The 12,731-nt window shown below is 60.5% G+C and carries 14 protein-coding genes; 6 read left to right on the top strand and 8 right to left on the bottom strand.

Annotation, left to right across the window (positions count from 1 at the left end; translation table 11 throughout):
- Positions 1 to 28: 28 nt before the first annotated feature.
- Together ACU0FH_RS06680 and uvrB are read left to right on the top strand one after the other, a co-directional pair.
- Positions 29 to 772, top strand: a complete 744-nt coding sequence (locus tag ACU0FH_RS06680) for a gamma-glutamylcyclotransferase (protein ID WP_446193909.1) — start codon at positions 29 to 31, stop codon at positions 770 to 772.
- Positions 773 to 851: 79 nt separating this feature from the next.
- Entirely contained in the window at positions 852 to 3,050 is a 2,199-nt protein-coding gene (uvrB, locus tag ACU0FH_RS06675; protein ID WP_446193908.1) for an excinuclease ABC subunit UvrB, read from the top strand.
- 6 nt (positions 3,051 to 3,056) lie between these two features.
- Here uvrB and ACU0FH_RS06670 read toward each other — a convergent pair whose 3' ends face one another.
- Positions 3,057 to 3,326 carry a GlsB/YeaQ/YmgE family stress response membrane protein gene (locus ACU0FH_RS06670; protein WP_238370856.1) on the bottom strand — a complete coding sequence of 90 codons (270 nt, stop codon included), beginning with the start codon at positions 3,324 to 3,326 and terminating at the stop codon, positions 3,057 to 3,059.
- Between the two features lie 204 nt (positions 3,327 to 3,530).
- Between ACU0FH_RS06670 and ACU0FH_RS06665 the strand changes: the two genes are divergently transcribed.
- On the top strand, positions 3,531 to 4,127 hold the full coding sequence (locus ACU0FH_RS06665) for a hypothetical protein (protein ID WP_446193907.1): 597 nt from the start codon (positions 3,531 to 3,533) through the stop codon (positions 4,125 to 4,127).
- Here the strand turns inward: ACU0FH_RS06665 and ACU0FH_RS06660 are convergent.
- Entirely contained in the window at positions 4,124 to 4,702 is a 579-nt protein-coding gene (locus tag ACU0FH_RS06660; protein ID WP_446193906.1) for a gamma-glutamylcyclotransferase family protein, read from the bottom strand. The genes ACU0FH_RS06665 and ACU0FH_RS06660 overlap by 4 nt on opposite strands.
- Positions 4,703 to 4,797: 95 nt before the next feature.
- On the opposite strand from ACU0FH_RS06660, the gene ACU0FH_RS06655 reads away from it, so the two are divergent.
- Positions 4,798 to 5,268: an RrF2 family transcriptional regulator gene (locus tag ACU0FH_RS06655; RefSeq protein ID WP_446193905.1), complete on the top strand. Its 471-nt coding sequence runs from the start codon at positions 4,798 to 4,800 to the stop codon at positions 5,266 to 5,268.
- A 6-nt stretch (positions 5,269 to 5,274) separates the two neighbouring features.
- Here the strand turns inward: ACU0FH_RS06655 and ACU0FH_RS06650 are convergent, their stop codons facing one another.
- Both ACU0FH_RS06650 and ACU0FH_RS06645 read right to left on the bottom strand, forming a co-directional pair.
- A complete protein-coding gene (locus tag ACU0FH_RS06650; RefSeq protein ID WP_446193904.1) occupies positions 5,275 to 7,803 on the bottom strand; it encodes an ABC transporter permease in 2,529 nt (842 codons plus the stop codon).
- Positions 7,800 to 8,495, bottom strand: coding sequence for an ABC transporter ATP-binding protein (locus ACU0FH_RS06645; protein WP_446193903.1), 696 nt, complete (start codon positions 8,493 to 8,495; stop codon positions 7,800 to 7,802). Before ACU0FH_RS06645 ends, ACU0FH_RS06650 begins: the two co-directional genes overlap by 4 nt.
- Positions 8,496 to 8,547: 52 nt before the next feature.
- Between ACU0FH_RS06645 and ACU0FH_RS06640 the strand changes: the two genes are divergently transcribed.
- Positions 8,548 to 9,189: an arylesterase gene (locus ACU0FH_RS06640; RefSeq protein ID WP_446193902.1), complete on the top strand. Its 642-nt coding sequence runs from the start codon at positions 8,548 to 8,550 to the stop codon at positions 9,187 to 9,189.
- A 79-nt stretch (positions 9,190 to 9,268) separates the two neighbouring features.
- On the opposite strand, the gene ACU0FH_RS06635 is transcribed toward ACU0FH_RS06640, so the two are convergent.
- From ACU0FH_RS06635 to ACU0FH_RS06620, 4 genes are all read right to left on the bottom strand, one after another.
- The gene (locus ACU0FH_RS06635; RefSeq protein WP_088631995.1) at positions 9,269 to 9,478 is read right to left on the bottom strand and encodes a cold-shock protein; all 210 of its coding nucleotides are present in this window, start codon (positions 9,476 to 9,478) and stop codon (positions 9,269 to 9,271) included.
- A 164-nt stretch (positions 9,479 to 9,642) separates the two neighbouring features.
- Positions 9,643 to 10,239, bottom strand: a complete 597-nt coding sequence (locus tag ACU0FH_RS06630; RefSeq protein ID WP_446193901.1) for a DUF4329 domain-containing protein — start codon at positions 10,237 to 10,239, stop codon at positions 9,643 to 9,645.
- A gap of 1 nt (position 10,240) precedes the next feature.
- Positions 10,241 to 10,798, bottom strand: a complete 558-nt coding sequence (locus ACU0FH_RS06625; protein WP_446193900.1) for a L,D-transpeptidase — start codon at positions 10,796 to 10,798, stop codon at positions 10,241 to 10,243.
- A gap of 300 nt (positions 10,799 to 11,098) precedes the next feature.
- Positions 11,099 to 11,305: a cold-shock protein gene (locus tag ACU0FH_RS06620; protein WP_238370847.1), complete on the bottom strand. Its 207-nt coding sequence runs from the start codon at positions 11,303 to 11,305 to the stop codon at positions 11,099 to 11,101.
- Between the two features lie 433 nt (positions 11,306 to 11,738).
- Here ACU0FH_RS06620 and ACU0FH_RS06615 point away from each other — a divergent pair, with 433 nt between their 5' ends.
- Positions 11,739 to 12,716, top strand: a complete 978-nt coding sequence (locus ACU0FH_RS06615; protein WP_446193899.1) for a response regulator — start codon at positions 11,739 to 11,741, stop codon at positions 12,714 to 12,716.
- The last annotated feature ends 15 nt before the right edge of the window (positions 12,717 to 12,731 follow it).

The raw sequence follows: 12,731 nt of genomic DNA, 5'->3' as shown, positions 1-12,731 counted from the left end.
CGGACGTCAAGACGACAGGAGCAGCTATATGTCCTTCGGGGCCAACGCCTTTCAGCATGTCCCATCACTTCGGGACCGGATCTTGCCACCAGAAACCTCGCCGATGCGATTCAGCTATGACCGCTTTGCAGAGCTGGACGAACAGGCGCGGATCGAAGCCTGGCCACCGGGCTGGCGGATGAGCCACGAGGACCGCGAGGCGAACCGGCGCGAGGTGCTCAAAGACAGGCTGGACCAGGATCTATGGGTGTTTGCCTATGGCTCGCTGATCTGGAACCCGGCGGTCTATTTCGATGAAATCCGACGGGCGACGCTGATCGGGTGGTCGCGCCGGTTCTGCATGAACCTGACAAGCGGACGCGGCACCTATGACTGCCCCGGCCTGATGGCGGCGCTGGACGAAGGGGGACGCTGCGACGCGCTTGCCTTTCGTATTCCAGCCCGGCTGGTCGATCAGGAAACCGAGCTGATGTGGATGCGCGAGATGTTCTCGGGCTCTTATCGTCCGGTGTTCCTCGACGTAACCACGCCGCAGGGCGACATCGAGGCACTGACCTTCGTCATGGATCGCGACAACGAACGCTACTGTCCCTCGCTCGGGCTGCAGGAAGCCGCAAAACGGATTGCCACTGCCGAGGGCAATCTCGGGCCCAACTTCGAGTATCTCGAATCGCTGATGGAGCATCTCGACGAGCTGGGCATCAGGGATGTCGGGCTCGAGGCGCTGTACCGGCAGGCCTGCGAGGTCAGGGCGAGCAGCAAGAAAAGCTGAGACATGCCATGATCCGGGGTTGAAACCCGGATAAAAGAGAACAAATCTGGAACTCTGCCCCTCAGAGCGAGCTGCCTCGATGCCCTTTGCAAATTCCGACAAATCCATGCCGTTGATGAACACACCGCAGGCCGACGTGCGGCGGCGTGAAAAGCTTGAAGGCGGCAAGAAGATCGTCATGCACAGCGAATTCGCACCGGCGGGCGACCAGCCGACCGCGATTGCGGAGCTGTCGCAGGGGATCAAATCCGGCGAAAAGGATCAGGTTCTTCTGGGGGCCACGGGCACCGGCAAGACCTATACGATGGCCAAGATCATCGAGGAAACCCAGCGCCCGGCGATCATCCTTGCCCCGAACAAAACGCTTGCCGCGCAGCTTTACGGGGAGTTCAAAGGCTTCTTTCCCGAGAACTCGGTCGAGTATTTCGTGTCCTTCTACGACTACTACCAGCCCGAGGCCTATGTGCCGCGCAGCGACACCTATATCGAGAAGGAAAGCCAGATTAACGACCAGATCGACCGGATGCGCCACTCGGCCACGCGGGCGCTTCTGGAGCGGGACGATGTGATCATCGTCGCCTCGGTTTCGTGTATCTATGGTATTGGCTCGGTCGAGACCTACGGCGCGATGACACAGGATCTCAAGGTCGGGTCAAATTACGACCAGAGGCAGGTGATGGCCGATCTGGTGACCCAGCAGTACAAGCGCAACGATCAGGCGTTCCAGCGCGGGTCGTTCAGGGTGCGCGGCGACAGTCTTGAAATCTTTCCCGCCCACCTCGAAGACCGCGCCTGGAAGCTGTCCTTCTTTGGCGAAGAGCTTGAGGCGATTACCGAATTCGATCCCCTGACCGGGGAGAAGACCGGTAACTTCGACCAGATCCGGGTTTACGCGAATTCGCACTACGTAACGCCCAAGCCGACGCTTCAGCAGGCGATTGTCGAGATCAAGAAGGAGCTGCGCCAGCGGCTGGATCAGCTTGTCGGCGAAGGCAAACTGCTCGAGGCGCAACGGCTGGAACAGCGCACCAATTTCGATATGGAGATGCTTGAGGCGACGGGCGTCTGCAACGGTATCGAGAACTATTCGCGCTATCTGACGGGCCGCGCACCGGGCGAGCCGCCCCCGACCCTGTTCGAATTCATTCCCGACAACGCGATCGTCTTTGCCGATGAATCCCACGTCTCGGTGCCGCAGATCGGCGGTATGTACCGGGGCGACTACCGCCGCAAGTTCACGCTGGCCGAACACGGGTTCCGCCTGCCCTCGTGCATGGATAACCGTCCGCTCAAGTTCGAAGAATGGGACGCGATGCGGCCGCAGTCGGTCTTTGTTTCGGCAACACCGTCGAAATGGGAGATCGAGCAGACCGGTGGTGTATTCACGGAACAGGTGATCCGCCCGACCGGTCTTTTGGATCCACAGGTCGAAATCCGGCCCGTGGAAACGCAGGTTGACGATCTGCTGGACGAAATCCGCAAGGTGACGGAACGGGGTTATCGCACGCTGGTGACCACGCTGACCAAGCGCATGGCCGAGGATTTAACCGAGTACCTGCATGAGCAGGGCATAAAGGTCCGCTACATGCATTCGGATATCGACACCCTTGAGCGGATAGAAATTCTGCGTGACCTGCGCTTGGGTGCCTTCGATGTGCTGATCGGGATCAACCTTTTGCGCGAGGGGCTCGATATCCCGGAATGCGGGCTGGTTGCCATTCTCGACGCCGACAAGGAAGGTTTCCTGCGCTCGGAAACCTCGCTGATACAGACCATCGGCCGGGCGGCGCGGAATGCCGACGGACGTGTGATCATGTATGCCGACCGCATTACCGGTTCGATGGAACGGGCGCTGTCTGAAACCGATCGCCGCCGCGCCAAGCAGATCGCCTATAACGAGGAACACGGGATCACGCCGGAAACCGTGCGCAAGAATGTCGATGACATCATGGCCGGTCTCTATCAGGGCGATGTGGACATGAACCGCGTCACCACCAAGATCGACACCAAGCTCGCGGGCGGCAATCTTCAGGCGGTTCTCGACGGTCTTCGCACGGACATGCGCAAGGCGGCCGAAAATCTCGAATTCGAAGAAGCCGCGCGGCTGCGGGACGAGGTCAAGCGGCTTGAAGCTGTCGACCTCGCCGTGCATGACGACCCTCTGGCCCGGCAATCCGCCGTGGAACAGGCCAGCGAGGCTGCCGTAAAGAGCAAGGGCCGTTCCACCGCCGGCCGGCCCGGCCAGCACGGCGGCAATGTCAAACGGCGCAAGCGCTAGGCCGGGTCAGCGAAAGATCATCTTGCCGAGCACCAGCAGGATGATCGCGCCCAGCACCGCCACCGCGATGATGGCGAGCAGCCCGCCGGTTGCAAGGATCGTAACGCCCAGTGCTGCCAGAATGAATGGCAACAAAACTGCGCCCGCCACGCCAAGCGCCATATAGGCGCCGGTGTTGCGCCCGGCCAGCCGTCCGGCGATCCAGCCTGCCACCAATCCGATGATCGCGAGGATGATCAATGTCATCGCGCCGACCGTATCAAGGAAACCTTCCATCTTGCCCTCTCGTCCGGACGAACCGGTATAGCTGTTTCATTTGATGGACAATCTAGCCCAGATTCGGGCCAAGTCATTAGGGAACAAGGCATATCATGTTTATGCCTTGGCCCGGTCATCTGTGTGACCTAGTTCATTGTTCTGACCGAGCTGGGTGATAGAGTGGCCCTCTAAACCTTGTTGCTACGGAAACTGAGACGTCAAATGCGGTTGTTGTTTTCTCTTGTTCTTGCGCTTGTTGTCTCGACGCCCTTGCAAGTTCTTGCATGGGGTGCCGGCGGCCAGACCTTCGGCGCCAACAAGGGTTTTTCACGGTCAACCACATCTCAGGCCGTGCGCAACCTGACCGAAGGTGTCGCGACCTGCCATAAGCTTGGATGGGCCTATCGCTATGACTGCTACAGCAAAACTTATGGCAATGTGGCCCGTGATCTTGAGCGCAACTCGGCCTATGCAGACGCGGCACAGGCGCTGCGAGACGTCGAAACCCGTTTGAACGAAACCATCGACCGCAAAGTGGACAACTCGAAACCGGAGATTCGCCAGCAGGGTCAGACCTATCGCGCGATCCGCAAGGAGTCGGTTGCGCAGGCGAAACGGGAATTCCTCTCGGCGCTGGACGATGCCGAAACCAAACTGCTCAGATCGCCCGATGACGGTGACGCACATTTCGCCCGCATTGCGCAGGCGATCAACACCAACAAGGTGCTGTTGCGTTCTGCCATGCTTGGCGCGCCGCAAGCGTTCCGGGTCGCGGATGCTATGATCTATGAGCAGATCGCCGTACTGGCGCGGAGCTAGTCAGGCTCCTGCGCCCAGTTCACCCCGATCCGTTTCAGCCGGGAATCAACGAACTCACGCTCTTCCTCGCTTAGCTGCTGGTGACGTGGGTAACGCGGTTCTGCTCGGTCATCATAGATCGGCGTATCCCAGCCCGAGGTGGTTTCAAAGAACCGGTCGGCGCCATCAGGCCCGAAAACCCTGAGATAACCCTGTACCACCACGTCGATATAGCTGAGCCAGATCGGAAACCGGTCGGCTGATTTCGACTGGCGTTCATCCGGCACCGCGTAGACCGAGATTTCGGCGACATCCTTGGCCTCATGGGTGACGGTCTCGCTGGCGTCGACCCGGTCATAAGCCCATTCGCGCTCGTCCAGCGCCTGCCAGTCGCTACCGGGCACGCGCGCGATCAGCCCCTCGATCTCGCAGTCCGGGTCGGGCACCGCCGTAAGAAAAGCCACCTTGCGCAGCTCCGTTTGCCCCCATGCGCGCCGCCAGCCTTTCAGACGTGCCGGGGCGGGATGGGGGTAGTCATGGGTCGCACAGTTCACGAGACTGCCGTAGCCAAAGAAGTAGGGGTCTGCACCTGCCATAAATTCCTGCCTGTCCTGTTCTCAATTGATGCATGTCAAATAATGTTTTCGCCTGATGTGCAACCATGAGCCGTATTGCAGAAAGGTTGAATCACGTGCGTATTACAAAAAGAACCAATATCGCCATGCGCGTCTTGATGCACTGCGCGGCTAATCCGGGGCGCCTGGTAACGAAACACGAAACGGCCTCTTGCTGCCACGTGTCCGAAAACCATCTGGCGCAGATCGTCAACCAGCTGAGCCAGCTTGATTTTCTGGATACCCGGCGCGGGCGCAATGGGGGCTTTACGCTGTCACGCGGGCCGGACGAGATCACCGTGGGCGAAGTATTCCGCCAGATCGAGGGTGAAAGCTCACCGATGGTGTGCCTTGCGGGTCAGGATGAGAATTGCCCGTTGTTCGATGCTTGCTGGCTGAGAACCGCCCTGCGGGACGCGACCGAGGCGTTCTTTTCCCATCTCGATACGATAAAGCTCAGCCAGCTGATCGACGGGAACGCGCCCTTGCAGGAAATGCTGCGTCCGCTTGAGCATCTTTCCGAGCGGCGACAGGCCTGCCCGGTCTGAAGCGGGTCATTCGCGCGCGCGAAGCACCTGTGCCGGGCGGGCGGCGAGCGGTCGCCATGCAAATAGGAGCCCGGCCAGCAATGTTGCGAGCACACCGCCAAGAATGACACCCAGTGCCGAGCCCCAGATCACCGTATAGCCGGTGTCAAAGATGAACCGACTGACCGCCCAGCCGCCGATGATCCCGGCGGCCAGCGCCACTACCCCTGCCGACAGACCGAGCAAGGCCGAGCGCAAGGCGAAGCTGGCCATGATCCGCGACCGCCCGGCCCCCAATGTCTTGAGCACCGCGGCCTCGTAGGTACGGGCGGTTTCACCTGCCGCCGCTGCGCCGATCAGCACGAGGAAACCGGTCAACAGGGTCGCACCCGCGCCATAGGAAGTGGCGGCGGCGAGACTCCCCAGCACTTCGGAGACACGCGTGATTGCATCACGCACCCGGATCGCGGTGATGTTCGGATAGGCGGTGGCAAGGTCGCGCAGGATCTGCGCTTCGGCAGCTTCCTCGGCATATACGGTCGAGATGAAAGTATGCGGCGCTCCGGCAACGGCACCGGGGTTCATCGTCAGCACGAACCCCATGCCCGCGTTCGAGAAATCGACCTCGCGAAAGCTGGTGATCGTCGCGGTGATGTCCCGGCCAAGAATGTTGACCGTCAGGGTATCGCCAAGGTTCAGACCGATCTCGGCCGCCTCTTCGGCGGCAAAGCTGATCTGCGGCGGTCCGTCATAATCGCCACCCCACCAAGTGCCCTCCGTGACACGGGTCCGGTCGGGCAGTTCACCGGCATAGGTGATACCGCGATCCCCCCGCACGACCCAGTGTGATCCGGCGACCTCGCTTGCGGGGCGGCCATTGATCTGGGTGATGACGCCGCGCATCATCGGAGCCGTATCGATCCGCGACACCGCCGGGTCGGATTCCAGCCGCTCCATAAAGCCGGGCATCTGGTCCTGCTGGATATCGACAAAGAAGTAGGACGGCGCGATATCCGGCAATTCGCCCGAGATCGCGTTGCGCAGATTGCCGTCGATCTGGCCAATGGCCGCGAGCACCGAAAGACCGAGCCCAAGGGAAAGCACGACCGAAACCGCCCCTTCGCGGGTGCCGGAAATCGCTGAAAGCGCCCAGCGCAGGGCCGGTCTACCCCGCGCCAGACCGCTTGCGCTACGAGCCAGAAAGCGGATCAACAGCGCGGCGCAGGTCAGCAGCATCAGCGCTCCGACCAGCCCGCCCGCCGTCCAGAGCGTCAGAAATGCCGTGCCGCTGAACCAGATCGCGACACCGATGAGCGCCGCTATACCCAGCAGGATCGCGATCAGGTAGCGAATCGGCGGCAAGAGCCGGGCGGAGGACAGCGCATCGCGAAACAGGGTCGCGGCGCGGATCTCCTCGGCACGGGCGAGCGGCCAGAGGGTAAAAATAAGAGCGGTCAAGAGACCATAGATCGCGGCCTCGATCAGCGGTCTGGGGTAAATCGCGAATTCCACGGGAACCGGCAGCTGCGCTTCGACCAGTGGGCCAAGCAGAAGCGGCACCATCGACCCGAGCGCAAGCCCGAGGCCGATGCCAATCAGCGACAGTACGCCGATCTGGATGAAATACGTCAGGAAGATCGTGGAGCGTTCCGCACCCAGCGTCCGCAAGGTGGCGATCACGCTGGTCTTGCCGTTGAGATAGGCCCGAACCGCCGCGGCCACGCCTACCCCGCCCACGGCCAGCCCCGAAAGACCGACCAGCACGAGAAAGGCCCCCATGCGTTCGACGAAACGCGCGGTCCCGGGTGCACCGTTGCGGGAATCCCGCCAACGCAAGCCGGTTTCGCCGAACCGGGATTGGGCATCGCTGGCGATTGCGGTCAGATCCGTATCCGGCGGCAGGTCGAGTCGATAGTTGGTCTCATAAAGGGTGCCCGGCGCCAGAAGGCCGGACGCGTCAAGCGCGCGGGTCGCCACGATGGTGCGCGGCCCCAGACCGAAACCGGCCGAGGCATTGTCGGGCTCGCGCGCAATAATGGCCGAGAGGATGAATTCCTGCTCGCCCAGCCGGAACCGGTCTCCGGCGGAGAGCCCGAGCCGGTCGGCCAGGACACGTTCCATGACGCCGCCGGGCGTTCCATCTTCTCCGGCCAGCGCCTGCTCCACCGGCATGGCAGGGGTCAGTTCCAGCGTGCCGATCAAGGGATAGGCATCATCGACTGCCTTGACCTGTGTCAACGCGCGTTCGGTCTCATCGCCTTCGCCAACCACGGCCATCGACCGGAAATCGACGATTTCCGAAATGGCGAGCGCGTTTTCCTCCATCCACGCCATTTCGGCGTCGGACGCAAAGCGGTAGGTGAATTCCATCTCGGCATCGCCGCCGAGCAGCGCAGCACCTTCGCGTTTCAAACCACCTTCGATACTCGACCGCACGGTACCGACCGCCGCGATGGCGGCCACGCCAAGGGCGAGACAGGCAAGAAAGATGCGAAATCCATGCAGACCGCCGCGCAGCTCTCGCCGGGCGAAGACCCGCGCCGTGCGCAGGCTCATTCCGCGGCGTCCTGCTGGTGTTCTGGCGCGATCTGACCGTCACGCAGACGGATGACACGGTCGCAACGGCGGGCAAGGTCGCCTGAATGGGTGACAAGGACCAGCGTCGCGCCGTGGCGGTCGCGCAGGCCAAAAAGCATTTCCATGATCGCCGCCCCGTTGGTTTCGTCGAGGTTTCCGGTAGGCTCATCGGCCAGAAGGATGTCGGGACGCGGCGCCGAAGCGCGCGCAAGCGCCACGCGCTGCTGTTCGCCACCGGACATCTGCGCCGGGTAATGATCGGCGCGATGCGCCAGCCCCACGGCCTCAAGCTCGGCCTTGGCGCGGTCGAAAGCGTCGCGCTTGCCGGCGAGTTCCAGCGGCGTTGCCACGTTTTCCAGCGCGGTCATCGTGGGGATCAGGTGAAAGGACTGGAATACGACGCCCATGTGATCGCGGCGGAACCGTGCCAGCGCGTCCTCGTTCATAGAGGTCAGGTCCCGGCCCAGCGCGGTGATTGTCCCGCCGGTCGCCTGTTCCAGACCGCCCATCAACATCAAGAGCGAGGATTTGCCCGAGCCGGACGGACCAATCAGGCCCAGCGTTTCGCCACGAAGAACATCAAGGGTTATACCATGCAGGATATCCACCCGACCGGCATTGCCATTCAGCGACAAAGCCGCATTTTGGAGGGAAAGGACTGCTTCGGTCATGAGCCTCGGATCGATTCAAGTCGGTTCCAATTGATATGGAGTGGATAGCGCGATGCACAAGATACTGCTGAGCATTGTTTTTATTTGCCACGCCCTACTCGCCCGTGCCGAGCCGGTCACGATTGCGGCATTGGGCGACAGCCTGACGCAAGGCTATGGGCTGGCGCAGGGCGACGGGCTTGTGCCCCAGCTTGAGAAATGGCTTGCCGATCAAGGCGCCGAGGTGACGCTGATCAACGCGGGCGTTTCGGGCGATACAAGCGCGGGCGGAGCCGCGCGGGTAAACTGGACCCTCACGCCGGAGGTGGATGGCATGATCGTCACACTTGGCGGCAATGACCTTTTGCGCGGGATCGACCCAGCCGTAACGCGCCGCAACCTTGAGACCATCCTTCAGGCCGCCGAGGGGGCCGGGGTCGAAGTGCTTTTGATAGGAATGGAAGCGCCGGGCAATTTCGGCGCCGCCTACAAAGAGCAATTCGAGAGCAATTACGCAGAGCTGGCAGACGACTACGGCACGCTTTTCATACCTAGTTTTCTTGGCGGGCTGGCGGGTGAGGGTGCGGATCCGGCAAGCCTTGGCGCCTATATGCAGGCCGATGGGATTCACCCGAATGCCCAAGGCGTTTCACGCATCGTGGCGGCCATCGGACCCGAAGTTCTCCAGCTGATCGAACGCACCAGCACCGATTGACCGGGTCCAGATAAGAAAGCCGGACCTTTTTAGCCCGGCTTTCAAGGCTCTGTTGAAGAGCAAATCCCTTGGATCGGGCTTAGTCGGCCAGCGCGATATTAACCGCAGCTTCGCGGCCATCGCGACCGGGTTCGACATCGAAAGTCACTTTCTGATTGTCGGCCAGTCCGGTCAGACCCGCGCGTTCGACCGCGGAAATATGGACGAAAACGTCCTTGCTGCCGCCATCGGGGGCGATAAAGCCGAAGCCTTTGGTGGTGTTGAACCACTTGACGGTGCCAGTAGCCATCGTCGTTTCTCCTATAGTCAGTCTGCCCACGGTATGTGGCAGGTCGGCAAAGTCACCAGATCGAGAACTGAGCCGTATTAAGGAGCAGTGAGGTCGATAGCATAACGTCGCACCCTCAGTAAAAAGCGAAACCCGTTTTTAATGCAAGGGATTCGTATTGCCCATTACGGTCGCGCCTCAAGTTTCACAAGTTCTTCATATGTATAGGATTCCGCGATCAAACCATCGTCACCCGGGCGGAAATCGGGATCCTTCGGCAGACAACCGATGCCGCAGAGCTGCCGGGCCATTCCGGCGCGCGAGTCGATATACCAGAGACGTCCGCCCGGCGTGGCCACATAGCCGTTCACGTTTTCGATCCGGTCGCTGTCCATATCCAGCACGGTCGGAAACTCGGCAGGGACATCTTTCGAATAGGCGCCATGGGTGTGCATCGAGGCGATTGGAAAAGAATCTCCCATCGGCAGGTAGGGCGTGCAGCCGTCATACCCGCCCTGGATCATTTCAGTGAAGCCAAGCTCTCCATTGCGGTATTGCATGAGGTAGCCGCAATATTCGCGATCCGTTTCAAATGACCGGAGCTGCGGCTGGGCGAAGGCGGCGAGGACGCGCGCCAGTTCGTCGGGGTCAGGGTCGACCGGACGCCTGTCGGGATAGTCGATCATACCGACCGCCATAAGTGCCAGCATGACCAGCACCATCAGACCTACGCCCGCGAACCGGCTTTGATCGAGACGTCGTTTTGCAGAGATGTCGCCCACATCAAAGCACCGTGACCACGGTTCCGATCGGCACCCGATTATATAGATCCACCACGTGTTCGTTCAGCATGCGGATACAGCCGTTGGAAACAGCGTGCCCGATGGTCGATGGCTGGGTTGTGCCGTGGATCCGGAAATAAGTGTCGACGCCGTTCTGGAACAGGTAGAGCGCCCGGGCGCCCAGCGGGTTGCCGGGGCCGCCTGGCTGCACATAGTCGTTATCTACAAACTTGGCGTATTCGCGCGGGCTGCGTTCGATCATTTCCTGCGTCGGTCGCCAGGTGGGCCATTCTTTCTTGACCTGGATCACGGCAGTGCCGGTGAATTCAAGCCCGGCCTTGCCGACACCGACGCCGTACCTGATCGCCTTTCGCTCTTCGGTCACGAGGTAGAGATAAAAGGACCTTGGCAGCACCAGTAATTGCCCCGGCACGTAAAGCTTCTTGATGCGGACCTCTTGCGGTGTCGGATCAAACGCTTCTCCGGTTTGTGCCTGAATGGCGTGAGGCGCGGCGGCAGTGGCTGCGAGAGCGGACAGGAAGGTGCGTCTTGAAAACATCGCGGGTCTCATTAATCGCCATACCTTAACAATCATTATTGTTGCGGCGGCCCGGCCAAGCGGTCAATCGCCTCGCAAAAATGTGAGTGTGGGTCAGGGTCCTGCGAAGTCTTTCCACGAGTGCGAAAGATTTCCCTACGCTGAGGGTCGGTCACGAACATATTGGGGAAAGCGCTGGGAACGGCACGGTAGAAACAGCGGTTCGACGTGCAGATCAAGGGGCAGACACTGTAACGGTCCGCAGCTACGCAAGTTTGCGTAGGTGCCGGGCATGCAATGCACACGCCCGGCAGATATATCTTAGGCCAGTGCCAGGTTGGTCGCGCTCTCGCGACCGTCACGGCCTGCTTCGATATCGAAGGTAACCTTCTGGTCGTCCTTCAGGCCGGTCAGGCCAGCGCGCTCAACGGCAGAAATGTGGACGAAAACGTCCTTGCTGCCGCCATCGGGTGCGATGAAGCCGAAGCCTTTAGTGGTGTTGAACCATTTCACGGTGCCAGTAGCCATATCCGTGTCTCCTTTTGATATGCTGCCCGCTTGATGCGGCAACTCGGCGTAGTCGGTCTGGATCGAAGACTGAAAACCGAATTAGGGGAGACAGTGGGTCGATATAGAAAAACGTTAGCGGCTCGCATATGGCAGAGACGTGGATTTCTGGCAAGTTATTTTTCGAAAAGCCATTTTTACGGCGAACTACAGCCGAATTGATGGATGAAAAAGCACAGTCCTGTGGCCGAGTTCACAGATCGGACTTCTTAGAACCGGCATACCCCGGAGAGAAGTCAGAGCGGGAAGCTCTAATGTCTTCCCCATCTGCTCGCCGCCGCAAAAGGTCAACTTCCTGTCCAATTCCGGCCCCTTTTCACGGGCACATGGTTAACAGAATTGAGAAATCCCGCCGCGCAAGCACGTCGGGATCACAGGAGCCTTGGGCAGAAGAATGCGTATTCTCGCAGTTGATGACGATCCGATCATCCATGACCTGCTCAGGGACGGGCTGGCGTCACAGAGTAACATCGACCTGACCTGCGTCGAGAGCGCCGAAGATGCGCTTGAGGTACTGCAGGGCGCTGAAAAGCCTTTTGACACATTCCTTCTTGATATTCTGCTACCGGGCACCGACGGGATCGAGCTTTGCCGCGATATTCGGGCGCTTGATGAACATCGCACGACGCCCATCATCATGATCACCGCAAGCCGTCAGCCGGAACAGATGCAACGCGCCTTTGATGCCGGTGCCACGGATTACGTGACCAAGCCCTTCGACAGTCTTGAACTGAGCACGCGGGTCAAGCTCGCGGCGATGCTGAACGAGACAATGCAGCGCGACAAGCGCAGCCAGCGACAGCTTGAGGAACTCAACCGCCTGACCCGGATCGAGTTCGAGGATCGGCTCGCGCTTGGAAATGTCGACGGTTTCCTCGACATGCTGGAAATCGAGAACCAGCTGCTGCGCAGTACCGGTGCATGCTATGCCATGAGCCTGATCGCGGTCGAAATGACCGGCGCGCAGATCCACTTCAATTCGGTCAGCCCGGCGCAGTTCCGGCACGACATCCAGTCTGTCGGCAGCGCCATTGTCGAGAGCATGCCCGCGGATCGTACCCGCATCGCCTATGCCGGTCGCGGCGTATTTATCGCCATCCAGCACGGTCGCAAACGAGTCGACGTAAAGACGCTCGAAACCGAGATTGCCCGCAACCTTGACTCTATCTGGCATCCGCTCAGTGACACGGCGCGCGGCGCACCGCATCTGCGTACGGTCGAGATATCGACGAACCGGCTCTGGTCGGGTCTGGCCGCAAGCGACACGCTCAAGGCCTATCTCGACAAGCGGAAAAGGGTACCAACCGTCGATCATGCCGAAGAGGCGAACCTGTTTGCGGCGATGCGAAAGCGCATGTTCCTGCCGGGCTGAGTGAAAAATTAACCT

The sequence above is a fragment of the Heliomarina sp. genome (assembly GCF_052826185.1).
Note: the sequence above shows the minus strand (reverse complement) of the source record. Positions and strands in the feature narration are given on the sequence as shown.